The organism is Ochrobactrum sp. A-1 (assembly GCF_022488005.1).
In the GTDB taxonomy this organism is placed as follows: domain Bacteria; phylum Pseudomonadota; class Alphaproteobacteria; order Rhizobiales; family Rhizobiaceae; genus Brucella.
This window is the reverse complement of record NZ_JAKVQC010000003.1, coordinates 1,171,850-1,188,816: the sequence shown is the minus strand read 5'-3', so window position 1 is coordinate 1,188,816 and position 16,967 is coordinate 1,171,850. Positions and strand designations below refer to the sequence as shown.

Genomic DNA, 16,967 nt, shown 5'->3' with positions numbered 1-16,967 from the left:
CATCACATAAGCACGCGCTTATGTGATTCGCAAGACCTTATTTGAAGGCCGACGTCTTGTTTAATCAGATGAATGAAACTGCATGGTGAAGACATTCCCGCCGATACCCTGCGCGAGTGAGGGCGCAAGGTTCAGCGGCGTGCATTTTTCGACCGCTTCGATTGCAGCGTTTACGAATGCCTTTTTGGCCTTGTCATCGCCCTGAACGTTGATCGCGCTGGCACGCGGCGGTCCTATCAGGCTTCCGTCTCGCTTGAAGCTGAAACTGAGAGTAACGGCGGAATTTTTACTGCCTGAAGGCGGAGACCAGCAGGCGTTCAGCGCGCTGCCGACATCGTCCATCGTCTTCAGTTCCTGCGCCTGAACTGCCCCTGTGGCGGTGATCGTAACGGCGGTCAACAGACAAACGGATAGTCCTGTTCTATTCATCCTGATCCTCCATCAAGAAAGTGTAGCAAATCTATTGTAGGTCTGCTTTGGCGGAGTTCAAACCCAACTCTGTGGTTAGTGTTAGAGCGCATCCCGAAAAGTGTGAAACGGTTTTCGGATCAGATGCGCGTTAAAACAAACAGTTGAGACGCGCCGATCTGATTCAATCAGATCGAGACGGCTCTAACGTGCTGAGGGACAGTTTCAGCCTCAATCCGTGTGATCGGTCCGATCAGAAAAATTCAATTGTCCCCGGATGATTGAGGTATATTTTCCCGCCAATGACCGAGACCTCCCTGGAAATGACCAAGCCTGTATCTTCACAACACCGCACTGCCGTCCGTTATGCTTTCGGCGGTTTTCTGGCCATGGCTGCTGCCATGGGGATCGGGCGTTTCATCTACACGCCGATCCTGCCGGGAATGATGGCTGATGTCGGCTTCACGGCCGCCGATGCAGGTTTCATCGCATCGGCAAACTATATCGGCTACTTGCTGGGAGCGATTGTTGCCGGTTATGGATGGTCTGCGGGCATCGAACGGGCAAGCGTCATTGTAGGCCTGATCATCAGCGGATTGCTATGCGCTGCCATGGCGCTTTTTGACGGTGTCTGGCTGTTCTCCATCATCCGTTTTGCTGCAGGTTTCATCAGTGCGGTGACGATGATCCTTTGCACGGCAATCGTGCTGAGCCATGTCACGGCGGCGGAAAGAGCCGGGCTTGGAGCCCTGCATTTCGGCGGCGTCGGCAGCGGCATTGCACTTTCTGCCGTTCTGGTGGCGCTGATCCGTTTTGCCGGACTTGACTGGCGGGCCGACTGGATCGGTGCTGCAGTTCTGACCATCGTCATGGTTGTTCTGGTTGCGGCTTTCGTCAGGGAAGGGCCGGTCGGTGGCAACAGCGGCACGCGTGAACCGCCGCTTCCCAAGAGCTTCGCCTTCAACGCGCTGGCGCTGGCCTATGGAATTTTCGGCTTTGGCTATGTGATCACGGCCACCTTCCTCATTGCAATCGTGCGCGCAACCGATGGCGGCCCACTGATGGAAGCGGCCGTGTGGGTGGTGACCGGCCTGACGGCCGCGCCCTCGATCTGGCTGTGGGCACCGGCTGCGAAGAAGTTCGGCCTCTTCAACGCATTTGCCCTGACGGCCATTCTGGAGGCCGTCGGCGTTGCCGCGAGCGTGGTTCTGGCGCCGCCGCTGGGGCCCTTGGTGGGGGGTGCGCTTCTGGGCATCACTTTCATGGCGTTGACGGCGTTCGGATTGCAGATCGCCCGCACGCTTGCACCGGCTTCGCCAAAACGCGCTTTGGCGCGGATGACGGTCTGTTTCAGCATCGGCCAGATTGTCGGCCCGCTGGTTGCGGGCTTCATGGCGCAGCGCTCCGGTTCGTTCACTTCGGCAAGTCTGGCCGCAGCGCTTTCGCTGGTGGTCGTCGCAGTGCTTGGCATCATGGCAGGGCGTGCGACAAGATCGCAAGGTTGAAACCTTACAGGAATTTAACTGGTAAAGGCACGAAGACAGGCTTCTTATGAGGAAAATCCTCACGAAGTTGGACTGAAATTCCGTGTTTGTGTCATTCTTCCCTCGCCCGAAAATCTTCTTCTGGTCCGCACTCATCTGGAGCCTGCTGGCAATCGCTGGCTGGTATAACGGTGGCGAAGGGCTGGGCGCCATATTCGGTCTGCCACCTTTAGCACATGATGCCGCGCCGATTATTGGTGCGAGCCTTTTCTGGTCGGCGCCGTTTCTCTGGTTCTATGTCTATTTCGCGGTGGTGACGTTCGCCTTCTACCTGTTCTGGGCGTGGTTTTCATCGCACCCATGGCAGCGCTGGTCGATACTTGGATCAGCCCTGATCCTGTTCACCACCTATTTCGGCGTGCAGGTCAGCGTGGCGGTCAACGCCTGGTACGGACCGTTCTACGATCTGGTCCAAAAGGCACTGACATCGCCCGGAGCCGTCAGCGCCTCCGATTTCTACTGGGGCATGGTCACCTTCGCCGAGATTGCCTTTATCGGCGTGACGGTCGGCGTTCTGAGCCTGTTCTTCGTCAGCCACTATATCTTCCGCTGGCGTTCGGCGATGAACGAATACTATGTCAGCCACTGGCCGAAACTGCGTTCCATCGAAGGTGCAGCCCAGCGCGTGCAGGAAGACACGATGCGCTTTTCCACGACGCTGGAACAGCTTGGTGTCAGCCTCGTCAAATCGGTGATGACGCTGATCGCCTTTCTGCCGGTCCTGTTCAGCTTCTCGGAGAAGGTCAGCGAGCTGCCGGTGGTTGGCATGGTGCCGCACGCGCTGGTCGTGGCGGCGATTTTCTGGGCAGCTTTCGGCACCGGATTTCTGGCGCTGGTCGGTATCAAACTGCCGGGATTGGAATTCAACAATCAGCGTGTCGAGGCGGCCTACCGCAAGGAGCTGGTCTATGGTGAGGATCATGCGGATCGCGCGGAGCCGATCACGCTCGGCGAACTGTTCCGCAATGTCCGGCACAATTATTTCCGGCTCTATTTCCACTATGTCTATTTCAACGTGGCCCGCATTTTCTACATTCAGGCCGACAATATTTTCCCGACCCTGATCCTGGTCCCGTCGATCGTGGCGGGCAAGCTGACGCTCGGTCTGATGAACCAGATCAGCAATGTCTTCTCGCAGGTGCAGGGATCGTTCCAGTATCTCGTCAATTCATGGACCACGATCATTGAGTTGCTGTCGATCTACAAGCGTCTGAGGGCCTTTGAGGCGGTTATCCGCGACGAGCCGCTGCCGTCGCTCGATCAGGCAAATCTGGAATCAACCCCTTCGACATAAGGTCAGGATCTGCTCTGGTCCTTATGGACAGTGTCCCTGTCGAGACTGTCCAGATAATCGCTGTAGGTGGTGCATTTGACGTCGGGCTTGGTGCAAACTTCCGTTACGAGCCGTTCCATGGCGCGCCAATAGGCGCCGTCATTCATCAGCACGAAATGGAAGCCGAGTTGAAGCGGGTTACGTTCGCCCGCATATTGCTTGTCGAATGCCGTCCGGAAAGCCTTATAGGCCCGTTCCTCGAAAGCGGCGGATTGCTGTGGCGCTTCCTTGCCCTTCGAGTGGCGGACATAGAGATTATAGTCCATCGCCACGATAGGACGCTGTGACGGGCCTTCCGGAACAAGAGGCAATCCGAAAGAAGCAAACTGACCGGCAAGGGTCGGCTCTTCGGGGCCGCGCGTGATGGAGGACGCCTGATAGCGGAACCCGTTTGCCTTGAGCGCATCCTGCACCGGCTTCGATGCGGCAAGATAGGGCGCGCGGAAACCGTCGATGCCCTTCAGCGCCATATCGCGCCAGCCTTCAGGCTCACCGTCGATGCCGTTATTCTTGTAGGCGTCTGCGGTAATGCGGCGGAACTCCTTGATTTCCTTATCCCAGTCGGCGGTAGACCAGTCGGTGCCGTCAAAATGGCCGCAGCCATGGCTTGCGATCTCGTTTCCTTCCAGATGCGCCTGCCAGATATTGCCAAGGCGGGCGACGACTTCGTTGCGGCTCAGCGCAAAGCCAACATTGGACGAACCCGCCCGCTTGTGAGGCGGCTTGTAATCGCGCCGGTCCTGCTTGGTCATCAGGAAGACGCAGGAGAGGAAATAGGTGAAATGGGCGTTGTTCTTCTTCGCCAGCTCGCGCGAGCGGGTCCAGAGCGCATTGTCATGTGCACCATCGAAGGAAATCAGCACATATTGCGGCTTTGCGGACATTGGTTCTGCCTGTGCAGTGCAGGTGGCCAGAACCAAGGCGGAGAGAAGAAGGGGGCGGGGGGACAGAAAGCGCATGAATCACGAAACGAAGCGGGGGAGGAACAGTTCCACTAGTTCTTGAATAAGGCTATTGTCGGACCGAAATGCACTTTGTGACACGTGTTTCGGCTTATTTCGCAGACGGGTCTTACATATGGCGCGAAATGCGACTAAAAGCGCCAGAACGAACAAATACGAACATCAATTTGGCTTTAGTGGCAGGTCCATGGCAGACGACAGTTTCATTCGCGAGGTAAACGAGGAAATCCGTTCGGAACGGGCAAAGCAGATCTGGCGGAATTTCGGTCCGGCATTGATCGGCGCTGCTGTGGCCGTTGTTCTGGGAACGGCTGGCTGGGTCGGCTATCAGCACTGGGTCGACAGCAAGGCTTCCGCTTCCGGTGACAAGTTCCTTGCCGCACTGGACCTCGCCTCGGAAGGCAAGAACGACGAAGCGCTGACCGCGCTCGACGATTTGGAGAAGACCGGCTACGGCTCCTATCCGGTTCTGGCACGTCTTCGCGCCGCATCGGTTCTCGCGGACAAGGGCGATGCCGCCGGTGCCGTGAAGGCTTTCGATGACGTCGCCGCCGACAACGCCGTGCCTGCACCGCTTCGCGACGTGGCTCGCCTGCGTGCCGGCTATCTGCTGGTCGACAGCGGTTCCTATGACGATGTCGCCAAGCGCGTCGAAACGCTTTCCGCAGACGGCAATCCGATGCGTTCAAGTGCGCGTGAAGCGTTGGGACTTGCTGCTTGGAAGGCTGAGCGGTTCGATGATGCGGTCAAGCTGTTCCAGCAGATCGCCAATGACAATCTTGCTCCGGCCAACATTCGCCAGCGTTCCAATACGATGCTCGATCTGATGCGCAGCGCAGGCGTCAAGGTGCCTGACGCGCAAAGCACATAATAAAACAAGCGCATCCCGAAAAGTGCGAAGCGGTTTTCGGATAAGATGCGCGGGAAAATCAAAGCGCATCCCGAAAAGTGCGAAGCGGTTTTCGGGCAAGATGCGCGTCAAGATAAATAAATAGAGCGGTTCCACGTTTCGGTTGAAAGCGGAACCGCTCTGGTTTCTGGAGTTATCTTCTCCCATGGGTTTCACAGTCGCCATCGTCGGGCGTCCCAATGTCGGCAAGTCCACGCTGTTCAATCGCCTTGTCGGCCGCAAGCTGGCGCTGGTCGATGACCTGCCGGGCGTCACGCGTGACCGGCGCATCCACGATGCCAAGCTCTACGATTTGAAGTTTCAGGTCATCGACACGGCAGGTCTTGAAGAAGCTGCCAATGACAGCCTGGAAGCGCGCATGCGCGCGCAAACCGAGGCTGCCATTCAGGAAGCCGACGTGATCCTTTTCGTGGTCGATGCCAAGAATGGCCTGACGCCGACTGACAGCACCTTTGCGGAAGTGGTGCGCCGTTCCGGCAAGCCGGTTGTGCTGGTCGCCAACAAGGCGGAAGCGCGCGGCGCACAGTCCGGCATGTATGACGCTTTCCAGCTTGGCCTTGGCGAACCGTGCCCGATCTCTGCCGAACACGGTCAGGGCATGCCCGATTTGCGCGACGCCATTGTCGAACTCCTGGGCGAAGAGCGCGTCTTTGCCGATGAGAAGGAAGAGGAAGCCGCAGACGAGGTTTTCACGCCGAAGGCTGTCGGTGAACTGATCGGCGACGACGTCGAAGACCCGGACGAAGAAGAAATCCCGGCCTATGATGCGACCAAGCCGCTACGGATCGCCATTGTTGGCCGACCCAATGCTGGCAAGTCGACGCTCATCAATACGATGCTCGGTGAAGACCGCCTGCTGACGGGACCGGAAGCAGGCATTACCCGTGACTCGATCTCGGTGGATTGGGAATGGCGTGGCCGCAAGATCAAGCTGTTCGATACCGCTGGTCTGCGCCGCAAGTCGCGCGTGCAGGAAAAGCTCGAAAAGCTCTCGGTTGCTGACGGCCTGCGTGCGATCCGTTTTGCGGAAGTCGTCATCATCGTGCTCGATGCGACGATCCCGTTTGAAAAACAGGATCTGCAGATTGCCGATCTCATCATCCGTGAAGGCCGTGCGCCGATCATCGCGTTCAACAAATGGGATCTGATCGAGGACCGCCAGATGGTTCTTGCCGATCTTTACGAAAAGACGGCCCGCCTGCTGCCACAGGTGCGCGGGCTTCGCGCCGTGCCGATTTCCGGTGAGCGTGGTCAGGGTATCGACAAGCTCATGGAGAATGTCGTCAAGACCCACGAAATCTGGAACCGCCGCGTTTCGACCGGGCGTCTCAACCGCTGGCTGGCAGGCGTCATCGCGCACCAGCCGCCACCGGCAGTTTCTGGGCGCCGCCTCAAGGTCAAGTATATGACGCAGGTGAAGACCCGTCCGCCGGGCTTTGTCGTGTCCTGCTCGCGCCCCGATGCGATGCCGCAATCCTATGTGCGCTATCTCATCAACGGTCTGCGTGAAACCTTCGACATGCCGGGCGTGCCGATAAGGCTTTCTTTGCGCACCTCGGACAATCCGTTCGCAGGCCGAGCGAAGAAAAAGAAATAAGCTGACACAGAGAAAGCCCGGATTGCTCCGGGCTTTCTCTTTTCGGTGATCACGAGACGCTGTTTGCGGCCTCGACGATCAATCCCGCGACCTCGTCGGGTCTTGATGCAAGCGAGGCATGACTTGCATCCAGTGTGATGGTCTTGCGCGGGTTCATGCGCTCAGCCATCCGCTTCTGGTTCTCCGGCGCGATCATATGGTCCTGAGTTGATATCTGATACCAGGTTGGCTTCTTCTTCCAGGCTGGTGCTGTGATCGCGTCACCGAATGTATTGGCGATGGGAGCTTTCTGCGTGGTTGCCATGACCAGAGCTTCGTCGGCGCTCAGATCCTGGCAGAAACTCTCGCGAAACTTATCGTATTTGATCCAGAGATAGCCGTCGCTGTCGGGCGCGAGGTTGGCGATTGCCGCAGGCGGATGTTCTTGGCTGATGCCGCCGGGGCTTTCGCCCGCATCAGGTGCAAAGGCTGCGATGTAAACCAGACCCACCACATTGGGCAGATCGCCTGCCTGTGTAATGACCGCACCGCCATAGGAATGGCCAACCAGAATGACAGGGCCGTCCTGTTGTGCTGTCATCTTGCGCAAACGTTCAGCATCGTCGGCAAGCGACGTCAGGGGCATCTCCACGGCTCTTATCTTGTCATGTCCCATTCGGGAAAGTGCGAGGATGGTCTTGCTCCAATGGGCAGCTCCTCCCCAAAAACCATGCGCGAGGACGATCGTTGGTTTTGTGCTCATGAGACGGTTTCCTAATTGTGGTTGATGCCGGGGCCGGCAATCGTGAACTAGGGCGTCAACGCCTCATGAAAATAAGATATTACTAATATATCTGGGGCAGAAATTGCAGACTTCCGGCGTGATGCCGGAAGTTGCGTTCGGTATGGGGCCAGCCCCCTAGGCTTTCGGCATTACAAATTCGACACGCCGGTTCTGCGCCCGCCCGTCGGGATTGTCCTTGCCCTTGATTTCGTTGGGCGCGACAGGTTCGCTTTCGCCGTGCCCTTCCGGTTTCAGCCGTGCCGATTGAACACCATTGTTCATGAGAAACTTCGCGACCGCATTGGCACGGTTTTTCGACAGTTTGTCGTTGTAGTTGTCGGACCCCTTGGAATCCGTATGGCCCACCACGCGGACGGCGGAATCCGGCATGCTTTCCAGTATTCTGGCAATATCGGTCAGCGTTGCCTTGGCCTTGCCAGTCAGTTTGGCGCTGTCGAAATCGAACAGAATATCGCTCGTCACGGAAAGGACGATGCTGTCATCGGTTTCGCGCATGGTGATATTGCCACTCTTCTCGACAATCTCCTGTGCCGCACCGGACAGGCCACGCGCCTTGCCATCAGTGCTGCCCGATGCCGAAACCAGATCACGGATTTCGGGCACGAGGTCGCGAATATAAGCGCTGTTGTCGGTGCTTGTATTCTGCGCTGCCGCAATGGACGGCAGGCAGAGCACGGCAAGCCCTAAAGCGATGCTGCCTATGATCTTACTGGTCATGGCCAGCCCCTATTCGGCGGGAACGGCGAACGGTCCAAGCGGCTCGACGCCCTTGATATAGAGCGTCACCTTCTGGCCCTTCGGTGGAGCAGGGAAGACGCCGTGCCATACACCGACGACATGGCCCGTACCGAACAGGGAAACCGACGCTGGAGCGAGCGGCTTGCCTTCGGAATCTTTCAGCAGAAGGTATTTCTTGTCGCCCGCGAGGAGATAGTAGTCATTCTCGTAGTCCTCGTCCGACAGCGCGGTGTAAAGCGTCGTGGAAACACTTCCGCCTTCCCTGGCGTTGATGAAGCGAACCTTGACCGTCAGCTTGTCGCCGTCGGCCACGACACCGCTCACTTCTGCGGTGGCCTGGCCGCTGCTGTGATAGCCGCTGGCTATCGGCTGGCTGGCCGTCTCCTGAGCATTTGCAGCGTGGGGAAGCGCACCGGCCGAAAGGAGGAGCGTGGCAAGAACCGTACGTGAGAGAAACGCCATGAGTATCGCTTTCATCTGTTGGGTGAACTTGAACATAGCGAAACCGAATGCAAAACATCCGGCATTGCGAAGACGGTGAAAACAAATAAGCGGAGCAGTTCAGGGGATGTGAGTGAAAGACGAACCACTCCAGATGCGGCGCAGAAACCTAACAGGCCGAAAACAAAATTCATGTAAACTTTAAAGACCTTCATTAACATTTGCGCGACCCAAAATTTTTCTCATCTGGGCGCCGATGATCGCGATCGTGATCACAACCAGCACTTAATTTGGTACTTTCGGGTTGAGCTTGCCTTCGGCGACTGCTAATTCGCCCGCTCTCCGGTTTTCTCCAAAAAGGTGCAGTGATGACGAAGGCTGTTCAGAGCCGTTTTGACGGCGTGACATTGGGCATCGATTTTGGCACGACCAATACGGTTATTTCTGTTGCAGCGCCTGACGGCACGACAGCGGTTTTGAGTGTGCCGAAGGATGGGATCGACATTACCGGTTATCGCTCGATCCTTTGCTTCTGGCAGGATCGCGAAACCGGGGAGCGCACCGTTGAAAGCGGGCCTTGGGCGATGGACGCATTCGTCAACGCGCCGCATTCCACGCGCATGTTGCAATCGTTCAAGACGTTCGCGGCATCGAAATCCTTCACCGATACGCCGGTTTTCGGCAAGCGGTTCAAATTCGAGGATATTCTGACGACTTTCCTCGAAACGGTTGCCGCGCGGCTGGGCGACCGTCTGCCGCCAAAGGGCAATCGCGTGGTCATCGGCAGGCCGGTGATCTTTGCAGGCGCTTCACCGGATGAAGCACTGGCCATGCAGCGCTATGAAAAGGCATTCCGGGCGTTCGGCTTCACCGATATTCACTACGTCTATGAGCCGGTTGCTGCCGCTTATTTCTATGCACAGGAACTGAAAGCTGCATCCACCGTTCTGGTGGCCGACTTCGGCGGCGGTACGAGCGACTTTTCCATCGTGCGCTTCGAAGTGGGCAAGCATGGCCTCAGCTTCACACCGCTCAGCCAGACGGGTCTTGGCATTGCGGGCGATACGTTCGACTATCGCATCATCGACAATGCCGTTTCGCCGCTTCTCGGAAAGGGTACCGAATACCAGTCTTTCGGCAAAAGGCTGACCATACCGAACCATTATTATGCAAATTTTGCGCGCTGGAACACGCTGTTCCTGATGAACTCTCCGGCGACCATTCGCGATCTGGACGAACTGGCCCGGCAAGCGGTCGATCCGAAGCCGCTCGAACATTTCATCAACTTGATCGAGAACGATTACGGCTATGAAATCTACCGCGCCGTTTCGGACCTCAAGGTGCGTCTCTCCTCACAGCGCATGTCGGAACTGCACTTCAAGGCCGACGACTTCGAAATCCGTTCCGACATCACACGCAATGATTTCGAAAACTGGATCGCGGACGATGTGCACCAGATCGAGCAGTCGGTGCAGCAGGCGGTGGATAAAGCGGAGCTGGAAACGTCGTCTATCGACCGTGTTTTCCTCACCGGCGGCACATCTTTCGTGCCGGTTATCCGCACCGTGTTTGAAAACCGCTTCCCCGATGCCGTCGTAACAAGCTCGAACCAGTTCGATTCCATCGCCAACGGTCTCGCATTGATCGGACAGAGCGCTGATATCGACCGCTGGTCTGTGAAGCAGGATTAAGTGTGGTTGGAGAATGGTTCACTCCAAGCCTGGAAAACCTTCCAATCGCCACTGCCGGTCCGGCTTGCGGACTGACGCAGACACCATACGAATCTTGCCCTTGATCCGGTCTTTCGATACGAGGCCGACATACTTTCCTCGGCTATCGTTCGCATTATCGCGATTGTCTCCCATGATATAATATTGGTCGCGAGCAAGTGCCTTCTCCTCGACGTTGTCAATAACGCCATGATCGACGGTATCCAGAAGAACATAGCTCTTGCCTTCCGGTGTCGTCTCGCGCACGAAACGGCACTTATAATAAGAACTCGACACGGTTTCTTCCGGGCAACCATCATCAATTGTTGATGTGATCTCCGTTGTTTCGAGCGCTTTTCCGTTGATGAGCGGTATTCCGTTCTCGATTTTGACCGTTTCACCGGGCAGTCCGATCACTCGCCCGAGGAATTCAGCTTTGACCGGTACATCGCCGAACAATTCCTTCGAAAGGTAGTCAACAGTATAGACGACGAGATCGCCGCGCTCGATCTTTTCCTGTGGTCTATAGCTGGTTGCCGCGACGACATCGCCTGGCCCAAAGACGGGCATCATGGATGTGCTACTCACGCGCAGGTTCATGAGTTCTGCTGTGGCGGTATTGCATGCAAGGAGGCCGCTGATGGCGCCTGCAAGGCCAACTATAAATGCCTTGGTAAACTGCATTATAATTATACCTTGGATTCAAAAATTGCGTGATGAGTCGGTGGCAAATGTGCGTTGCTCCGTCAATCATCTTACGGACACTGGCGTCAATTAAGTCAGTGAAAGTCGAGTGTAGGTTTCTCGAACTTAAGAAGCGGTTGCCGTATCGGCAAAACAGGCGGCAATTTGCTTGTTGGCGCCGAGCTTTTCCGCCCATTTGACCAGATCGGGTATCTCGCTTCTTTCAGCCATCCCGCCCCAGACGTCCTTCAGTTTGGGTGATTTGCCGGAAAGGTCGAAAAAGAAATAGCCGGGATCGGCCACCGGGACATCCGCATAGACGACGGACCAGTTGCCATATTGCATGAAGCTCTCAATGTTGACGGAAGCCGGTTTGACTTTCTTGCCGAGGCTTTGCGCGATGAGAGACCTGTAGTCGGATTTCTGTTGCTTGGTCAGTGTCGTCGTCACGCCGTCACAGGCAGGTTTGGCAAAGGCGCTCCCTGCAGGAAGAGCCATCGCAACAGAAAGCAGCAGAGCGGCGCGGGCTGGCGAAAAGTGTGTGTTCATCGTTCCCCTCAGAAAAATGTCACCTCATTTCAGCAGCATAACCAATCTGCCGCCGATGCATAAGGGGATTTTGACATGCGCATTGCCGATGCTGGATAGCCCCGATAAGGTCCGGCCGTGAAAATAGCAAGGAGTCGGTCTTTCCATGCCAAGTGATGCCAAAGCCGGACGTTTTACTGATAATCTTCGTCAGAGCGCCGAACCATTCTGGTCGCAAGCCGTCGGCCATCGCCTTGTCAGTGAAATCCATGCGGGTACGGTCGCGCCCGATGTCATGACGCGCTATCTGGTGCAGGATCATCGCTTTATCGACTGCTTTCTGTCACTGCTGGGCGGAACGCTCGTCAATTGCGACCGGATGGAAGCCAAGCTGACATTGGGCCGTTTCATAGGCATGATCAGCAGCGACGAGAATTCCTATTTCGAACGGGCTTTTGCAAAACTCGCAGTTTCCGACGCCGAGCGTTTCGATACGCCCGATGCAGCGCCAACCGCCGCATTCAAGGAGCTGATGTTGGAGGCTGCGCGATCCGGCTCCTATGCGGCCTGCCTGTCGGTGCTGACGGTTGCCGAATGGCTTTATCTTGACTGGGCTGAAAAAGCGCCAAAGCCTCTGCCCGACGATTTCATTTTCGCGGAATGGATCGTGCTGCACGACAATCCATATTTTGTGGAGTTCGTTGGTTTCCTGCGCTCGGAACTCGACAGGGTCGGCCCGGCAACGACGGAACAATGCCAGCAGTTCTTCCGGCGAGCGGTCGAACTGGAGAAGGCATTCTTCGATGCCGCCTATGAGAGCCGAGCCTGATAATTATAGAGCAGGTCTAGTTACTCGCAGCAGGGAAGGGGCAGTTGCTGTCCCCTTCGTCGCATTTGAGATAACCCTTGAGATCATTGATGCGCTGTGTTGTTAGGCCGGACAGGCAGATAGGATAGGATGTGCCCACTATACTGCCGCCGCCGAAAGTCTGCATGTCGCATTCGGCATCGCGGAAGGCGATCCACGCCCGTTGCGACTGCACCAGCTTTTTCTTCAGGTCGGCATCGTCGGCGCGGCGCTGCAAGGTCTTGAAGAGCTTGTTCAACTCGGCATCAGATTTCTTGTAGGCATTGCCAAAACATTCATTGAGTGCGGCCTGCGAACTGGCGTTCTGGCAGTCATCGGCCTGCGCCGTGGCAATAGCCGCAAAAGAACTGAAAACCACTCCGATAATCCCGAGCTTCAATCCCCGCATAAGTTCCCTCCCAGAAGCTTTGAAGACCAATATCATTATCGCAAATAGAACGGCTGTCACGAAAGAAAAGGCGCTCTAATCCTTTGTTTTGAACCGCGCATCTTTTCCGAAAACCGTTTCACCCTTTTCGGGATGCGCTCTAATCCTCAAAACGGTTCGACCCATCGCGGTCACGCCCGTAGCCTTTCATGCCGGGGAAGGGCGGCAACCAGGATTCGCGACGGATCATCCAGAGTTCATATGTCGGTTTGAACTGATCCGGCGTATCGAGCGAGCCGAGATTGACCTCGATTTCATCCGCGCTGCGTCCGAAAACAGGAGAGCCACAACGAGGACAAAAATGACGTCCCGCATAGTCGCGGGTTTCCCCCTCAACCGTAACCGCAGTTTCAGGGAATATCGCCGAAGCGTGAAACAGGGCTCCATGATGCTTGCGACAATCGAGGCAATGGCAGATGCCGACCCGATATGGCCGCCCCGACGCTTCAAAGCGGACACTGCCGCACAGGCATCCACCTGTGACCTTATCCATGACGCAACTCCCTCTCCATAGCTATCCGGCATTCGTGAAGCCGAATGAGCTTAAACCCTGCATTAACCATATTCGTTCATGGTTAACGCGCTGCTGATAATGACTGTATTAGCCAGAGCTGCAAGCGCGTCCTCCACCCGATGGACAAGGTTAATACTCCGTTATCGCCGCATCAGTTTAGTCAGTGTGAGTGGAGTGTGCGGTGCGTCTTGTATCTTTACGAGCGCTGTTTGGTCGAAGGAAGGCCGTTGCCGAGCCGGTGTGGCATTACCCTGTCACGGGCTATTGCCCGGAAGAGGGCCGCTATTACGCGGTAAGGGCAAAGCCACGCCAGACAGTTCATAAGCCGCATCGCCTGGTGCCGCTGGTTCTGGCAGCCATGACATATCTCTTCAACTCCAATGCGATCGCCTTTCAGGATATGGCAAGCCTGGTGCCGTCGGCGGATCTGGGGTCGCATCGCTGGACCGCCTTCGTTGCCAAGGCGCCGGTCGGCTCTGTGCATCAGGCTGAAATGCCGTTCGTGGATGCGACGACCGTAACGGGCAGCATAGCGACAAACGGTATTGAAGTGCCGGGCATCGGTCGTGTCGCGCTGTCCGGAGGCAAAAAGACGGCCAAGCTCGGTCCGGATGATCCGAACCCGGATGAAAACCGCATCAATCGTGCCGACAAGACAGGCCGTCTCGTCTCAGTCAAGCCCAAGGCACCCGCCAAGGCCTTCACTGCCGGCAGCATGTTCGAGAAGATCAGCATGATCACGCGTCCGCCGGAAAAGACGGACGCGAAAATGGCCTTCTCCAGCAAGCTCGAAGGCAAGGAAGTCGCCATCACAATGGCATTCCACGCGGTCAAGCCGCCAAAGCCACGCTCCGAAATGCCGACCCAGCTTGCCAAGCTCATTACCAATGACCAGCCGGATGCGCTGGCCCTTGGTTATGCGCCTGCGACGCCGGACTATGGCAAGACATCGCCTTTCGAGAGCATTTTGAAGCCCCAGCCGGACGAAGGCCGCTTCGTGCCGCCGATCGGCGAGAAGGACCATGAATGGGCAGCAACACCGTTGCCGCCTTCCGCTTTCAGCCAGAGCGAGCAGAAGTGTCTTGCGGAGGCCGTCTATTATGAAGCGCGCGGCGAAACGGTAAAGGGGCAGGTTGCTGTCGCTCAGGTTGTCCTCAACCGCGTGCGCAACCCCGCCTATCCGGGTTCGATCTGCGGCGTGGTCTACCAGAATCGTGACTGGCTCAATGCCTGCCAGTTTTCCTTTGCCTGCGATGGCCAGAAGCACCGCGTGACCGAAATGCCGCAATGGCGCATGGCGCAGCAGGTCGCGAAGACGGTTTCCGCTGGTCAGATTTGGCTGCCGGAAGTCGGTTCCGCCACGCATTACCATGCGACCTATGTTCGCCCGTTCTGGGCTCCGACCATGAAGAAGGTCACGAAGATCGGTCTCCACGTTTTCTACCGCACCTATGGCGGCGGGTGGAGCTGATTGCTGTGTTCTCACGCAATAGCAGGGTCGACCGGTTTCAACTCACGTTTTTGTTAGCGGACTAAAAGGCCAAGCAGGCGCATAAGGCCGGCTTTCATCCTCACCCGAACAGGGTGTGACCGTTCAAAATCGATTCCGTTTTTTTAGCCAATAATGTGACCAATCTGATCCTTTGGTCGGAAAATGAGTCGCACTAATATCTAACTATTTGAGTTTGTTGGATAAAAAACCTTCTGGACCAATGCCTGCACCGCCTTGACTAGCGGACGGCGTGTCAATATGTTGCGCGCAACTTGGAAATGGGATTGAAATCCTCGTATTTCTTGAAAAAAGGAGCTGCCAATGGCGCGCGGGACCGAACCCGGAAAGCCATCCGGTGCCATCAAGGATGCGAAGAACGAACCCGGTTCCGGGGAGCTGGATCAGCGTTTGAATCGCCTGGAGGCCGAACTGGCCAAGAAGGGTGTACTCAAGCAACCGGCTTCCGAGGAGGAACGATCGGCGACTGCAAGTTCGGTCGCGCAGGCCATGAAGATTTCCAGCGAGTTCATCGCAGGGGTTGTGGTCGGAGCGCTGATTGGCTGGTTCATTGATCGTGTCGCCGGTACGTCGCCCTGGGGATTGATCGTATTTCTCCTTCTGGGCTTCGGTGCGGGCGTCCTCAACGTGCTTCGTTCCGCTGGATATGTTGCCGAACAGGGCAACATTAAATCTAGCGTGGAAAAGAGCGACAAGAAATAGGACTTGAAGGGCTTCACGGTAAAGTTCGTTCAAGTGTAAGTGATCAAACGGGCCTTGCGCCCGAGACTGAAACGCCTTCGGGCAGACCAAATCGCCTTCGGGCAGGCCAAATTGCCTTCGGGCAGGGAAGACAGACGAGGTTAAGGTGGCGAACGATCCGATCCATCAGTTCCAGGTTTCCCGGTGGATTCCCATCGACGTAGGCGGTGTGGACCTTTCGTTCACGAATGTTTCGGCCTTCATGGTCGCAACCGTCGTGCTCGCTTCGGGTTTCCTCTATCTGACTTCTTCGGGCCGTGGTCTCATCCCGACCCGTCTGCAGTCAGTTTCGGAAATGGCTTACGAGTTCGTGGCCACCAGTCTGAGAGATTCAGCAGGGTCGAAGGGCATGAAGTTCTTCCCCTTCGTCTTCTCGCTGTTCATGTTCGTGCTGGTTGCCAACTTCCTCGGTCTTTTTCCGTATTTCTATACGGTTACCAGCCAGATCATCGTAACCTTCGCGCTCGCCGTGCTGGTTATCGCCACGGTCATTATCTACGGTTTCTTCAAGCACGGTTTCGGCTTCCTCAAGCTGTTCGTGCCGAGCGGCGTTCCGGGCATTATCGTGCCGCTGGTTGTCGCCATTGAAATCATCTCGTTCCTGTCGCGTCCGATCAGCCTCTCGGTTCGTCTCTTTGCGAACATGCTTGCTGGCCACATCACGCTGAAAGTCTTCGCAGGCTTCGTCGTTTCGCTGGCCGCACTTGGGCCCATCGGCATCGGCGGCGCGGTTCTGCCGCTCATCATGACGGTTGCGATCACCGCACTCGAATTCCTCGTAGCCTTCCTGCAGGCCTACGTGTTTACCGTTCTCACCTGCATGTACATCAACGACGCAGTACATCCGGGACACTGAGTTCAAGCCGGCGGGCGACCGCCAGAACTGAAATCCGCGCTTATATTCAATCCAGAAGGAGCTTAACATGGAAGCGGAAGCAGCAAAGTACATCGGCGCCGGTCTCGCCTGTTTCGGTATGGCCGGTACGGCTCTCGGCCTCGGCAATATCTTTGGCCAATACCTCTCCGGCGCTCTGCGCAACCCGTCCGCTGCTGACAGCCAGTTCGGCCGTCTGGTGTTCGGTTTCGCCGTTACGGAAGCTCTGGGCATCTTCTCGCTGCTCATCGCGCTTCTGCTCCTCTTCGCCGTCTAATCAACGGTCGCAAGGAACTGGCCTGCCGCGATCTGTATCTTGAAATGCAGCGCGGCTGGCCTTTGCATATGACGTCTGAGTAAGGCATGATCCTTCTCCATCTGGATCAGATCGTGCT

At 56.5% G+C, this 16,967-nt stretch carries 19 protein-coding genes; 10 read left to right on the top strand and 9 right to left on the bottom strand.

Translation table 11 applies throughout. From position 1 onward, the window contains the following. Positions 1-60 precede the first annotated feature (60 nt). Positions 61-429 (bottom strand): hypothetical protein, encoded by a 369-nt coding sequence (locus MKS82_RS07580; RefSeq protein WP_109986104.1) that lies wholly within the window; start codon positions 427-429, stop codon positions 61-63. A gap of 302 nt (positions 430-731) precedes the next feature. Here MKS82_RS07580 and MKS82_RS07575 point away from each other — a divergent pair, with 302 nt between their 5' ends. Together MKS82_RS07575 and sbmA are read left to right on the top strand one after the other, a co-directional pair. After that, positions 732-1,913: a YbfB/YjiJ family MFS transporter gene (locus MKS82_RS07575; RefSeq protein WP_109986270.1), complete on the top strand. Its 1,182-nt coding sequence runs from the start codon at positions 732-734 to the stop codon at positions 1,911-1,913. Positions 1,914-1,995: 82 nt separating this feature from the next. Beyond that, complete coding sequence (gene sbmA / locus MKS82_RS07570; protein WP_176037158.1) at positions 1,996-3,246, top strand: peptide antibiotic transporter SbmA; 1,251 nt, start codon at positions 1,996-1,998, stop codon at positions 3,244-3,246. Between the two features lie 2 nt (positions 3,247-3,248). On the opposite strand, the gene MKS82_RS07565 is transcribed toward sbmA, so the two are convergent. Beyond that, entirely contained in the window at positions 3,249-4,244 is a 996-nt protein-coding gene (locus tag MKS82_RS07565) for a polysaccharide deacetylase family protein (RefSeq protein WP_176037159.1), read from the bottom strand. A gap of 190 nt (positions 4,245-4,434) precedes the next feature. Between MKS82_RS07565 and MKS82_RS07560 the strand changes: the two genes are divergently transcribed. Then, positions 4,435-5,118, top strand: a complete 684-nt coding sequence (locus MKS82_RS07560) for a tetratricopeptide repeat protein (protein WP_109986107.1) — start codon at positions 4,435-4,437, stop codon at positions 5,116-5,118. 184 nt (positions 5,119-5,302) lie between these two features. Beyond that, the gene (gene der, locus MKS82_RS07555) at positions 5,303-6,754 is read left to right on the top strand and encodes a ribosome biogenesis GTPase Der (RefSeq protein WP_109986108.1); all 1,452 of its coding nucleotides are present in this window, start codon (positions 5,303-5,305) and stop codon (positions 6,752-6,754) included. Positions 6,755-6,803: 49 nt separating this feature from the next. On the opposite strand, the gene MKS82_RS07550 is transcribed toward der, so the two are convergent. The 3 genes from MKS82_RS07550 to MKS82_RS07540 all read right to left on the bottom strand — a co-directional run bounded on the left by MKS82_RS07550 (position 6,804) and on the right by MKS82_RS07540 (position 8,738). Then, positions 6,804-7,496 (bottom strand): alpha/beta hydrolase, encoded by a 693-nt coding sequence (locus MKS82_RS07550; protein ID WP_176037160.1) that lies wholly within the window; start codon positions 7,494-7,496, stop codon positions 6,804-6,806. A gap of 156 nt (positions 7,497-7,652) precedes the next feature. Then, a complete protein-coding gene (locus tag MKS82_RS07545) occupies positions 7,653-8,255 on the bottom strand; it encodes an OmpA family protein (protein ID WP_176037161.1) in 603 nt (200 codons plus the stop codon). Between the two features lie 9 nt (positions 8,256-8,264). Further along, complete coding sequence (locus MKS82_RS07540; RefSeq protein WP_235969088.1) at positions 8,265-8,738, bottom strand: hypothetical protein; 474 nt, start codon at positions 8,736-8,738, stop codon at positions 8,265-8,267. Between the two features lie 347 nt (positions 8,739-9,085). On the opposite strand from MKS82_RS07540, the gene MKS82_RS07535 reads away from it, so the two are divergent. Then, positions 9,086-10,408, top strand: a complete 1,323-nt coding sequence (locus MKS82_RS07535; protein ID WP_176037162.1) for an Hsp70 family protein — start codon at positions 9,086-9,088, stop codon at positions 10,406-10,408. A gap of 18 nt (positions 10,409-10,426) precedes the next feature. On the opposite strand, the gene lepB is transcribed toward MKS82_RS07535, so the two are convergent. After that, positions 10,427-11,110 (bottom strand): signal peptidase I, encoded by a 684-nt coding sequence (gene lepB, locus MKS82_RS07530; RefSeq protein WP_176037163.1) that lies wholly within the window; start codon positions 11,108-11,110, stop codon positions 10,427-10,429. A gap of 126 nt (positions 11,111-11,236) precedes the next feature. Then, the gene (locus tag MKS82_RS07525) at positions 11,237-11,659 is read right to left on the bottom strand and encodes a hypothetical protein (protein WP_176037164.1); all 423 of its coding nucleotides are present in this window, start codon (positions 11,657-11,659) and stop codon (positions 11,237-11,239) included. Between the two features lie 145 nt (positions 11,660-11,804). Here MKS82_RS07525 and MKS82_RS07520 point away from each other — a divergent pair, with 145 nt between their 5' ends. Beyond that, positions 11,805-12,467 (top strand): TenA family protein, encoded by a 663-nt coding sequence (locus MKS82_RS07520; protein ID WP_176037165.1) that lies wholly within the window; start codon positions 11,805-11,807, stop codon positions 12,465-12,467. 16 nt (positions 12,468-12,483) lie between these two features. On the opposite strand, the gene MKS82_RS07515 is transcribed toward MKS82_RS07520, so the two are convergent. After that, complete coding sequence (locus MKS82_RS07515; protein WP_176037166.1) at positions 12,484-12,894, bottom strand: lysozyme inhibitor LprI family protein; 411 nt, start codon at positions 12,892-12,894, stop codon at positions 12,484-12,486. 139 nt (positions 12,895-13,033) lie between these two features. Beyond that, on the bottom strand, positions 13,034-13,426 hold the full coding sequence (locus tag MKS82_RS07510; RefSeq protein ID WP_176037167.1) for a GFA family protein: 393 nt from the start codon (positions 13,424-13,426) through the stop codon (positions 13,034-13,036). Between the two features lie 202 nt (positions 13,427-13,628). Between MKS82_RS07510 and MKS82_RS07505 the strand changes: the two genes are divergently transcribed. The 4 genes from MKS82_RS07505 to MKS82_RS07490 all read left to right on the top strand — a co-directional run bounded on the left by MKS82_RS07505 (position 13,629) and on the right by MKS82_RS07490 (position 16,849). Next, a complete protein-coding gene (locus MKS82_RS07505; RefSeq protein WP_176037168.1) occupies positions 13,629-14,918 on the top strand; it encodes a cell wall hydrolase in 1,290 nt (429 codons plus the stop codon). A 342-nt stretch (positions 14,919-15,260) separates the two neighbouring features. Continuing rightward, positions 15,261-15,659, top strand: a complete 399-nt coding sequence (locus tag MKS82_RS07500) for an AtpZ/AtpI family protein (RefSeq protein ID WP_109986117.1) — start codon at positions 15,261-15,263, stop codon at positions 15,657-15,659. 145 nt (positions 15,660-15,804) lie between these two features. After that, positions 15,805-16,554: a F0F1 ATP synthase subunit A gene (locus MKS82_RS07495; protein WP_104756471.1), complete on the top strand. Its 750-nt coding sequence runs from the start codon at positions 15,805-15,807 to the stop codon at positions 16,552-16,554. A 67-nt stretch (positions 16,555-16,621) separates the two neighbouring features. Next, positions 16,622-16,849, top strand: coding sequence for a F0F1 ATP synthase subunit C (locus MKS82_RS07490; RefSeq protein WP_002963544.1), 228 nt, complete (start codon positions 16,622-16,624; stop codon positions 16,847-16,849). Positions 16,850-16,967: the final 118 nt, after the last annotated feature.

What these genes read in the sequence shown, in the direction of transcription:
- der (WP_109986108.1), top strand. Translation starts at nt 5,303, where the DNA reads ATGGGTTTCACAGTCGCCATCGTCGGGCGTCCCAATGTCGGCAAGTCC.
- MKS82_RS07535 (WP_176037162.1), top strand. Translation starts at nt 9,086, where the DNA reads ATGACGAAGGCTGTTCAGAGCCGTTTTGACGGCGTGACATTGGGCATC.
- MKS82_RS07565 (WP_176037159.1), bottom strand. Translation starts at nt 4,244, where the DNA reads ATGCGCTTTCTGTCCCCCCGCCCCCTTCTTCTCTCCGCCTTGGTTCTG.
- MKS82_RS07510 (WP_176037167.1), bottom strand. Translation starts at nt 13,426, where the DNA reads ATGGATAAGGTCACAGGTGGATGCCTGTGCGGCAGTGTCCGCTTTGAA.
- MKS82_RS07500 (WP_109986117.1), top strand. Translation starts at nt 15,261, where the DNA reads ATGGCGCGCGGGACCGAACCCGGAAAGCCATCCGGTGCCATCAAGGAT.
- MKS82_RS07540 (WP_235969088.1), bottom strand. Translation starts at nt 8,738, where the DNA reads ATGGCGTTTCTCTCACGTACGGTTCTTGCCACGCTCCTCCTTTCGGCC.
- lepB (WP_176037163.1), bottom strand. Translation starts at nt 11,110, where the DNA reads ATGCAGTTTACCAAGGCATTTATAGTTGGCCTTGCAGGCGCCATCAGC.
- MKS82_RS07550 (WP_176037160.1), bottom strand. Translation starts at nt 7,496, where the DNA reads ATGAGCACAAAACCAACGATCGTCCTCGCGCATGGTTTTTGGGGAGGA.
- MKS82_RS07520 (WP_176037165.1), top strand. Translation starts at nt 11,805, where the DNA reads ATGCCAAGTGATGCCAAAGCCGGACGTTTTACTGATAATCTTCGTCAG.
- MKS82_RS07580 (WP_109986104.1), bottom strand. Translation starts at nt 429, where the DNA reads ATGAATAGAACAGGACTATCCGTTTGTCTGTTGACCGCCGTTACGATC.
- MKS82_RS07525 (WP_176037164.1), bottom strand. Translation starts at nt 11,659, where the DNA reads ATGAACACACACTTTTCGCCAGCCCGCGCCGCTCTGCTGCTTTCTGTT.
- MKS82_RS07490 (WP_002963544.1), top strand. Translation starts at nt 16,622, where the DNA reads ATGGAAGCGGAAGCAGCAAAGTACATCGGCGCCGGTCTCGCCTGTTTC.
- MKS82_RS07575 (WP_109986270.1), top strand. Translation starts at nt 732, where the DNA reads ATGACCAAGCCTGTATCTTCACAACACCGCACTGCCGTCCGTTATGCT.
- MKS82_RS07515 (WP_176037166.1), bottom strand. Translation starts at nt 12,894, where the DNA reads ATGCGGGGATTGAAGCTCGGGATTATCGGAGTGGTTTTCAGTTCTTTT.
- MKS82_RS07545 (WP_176037161.1), bottom strand. Translation starts at nt 8,255, where the DNA reads ATGACCAGTAAGATCATAGGCAGCATCGCTTTAGGGCTTGCCGTGCTC.
- MKS82_RS07560 (WP_109986107.1), top strand. Translation starts at nt 4,435, where the DNA reads ATGGCAGACGACAGTTTCATTCGCGAGGTAAACGAGGAAATCCGTTCG.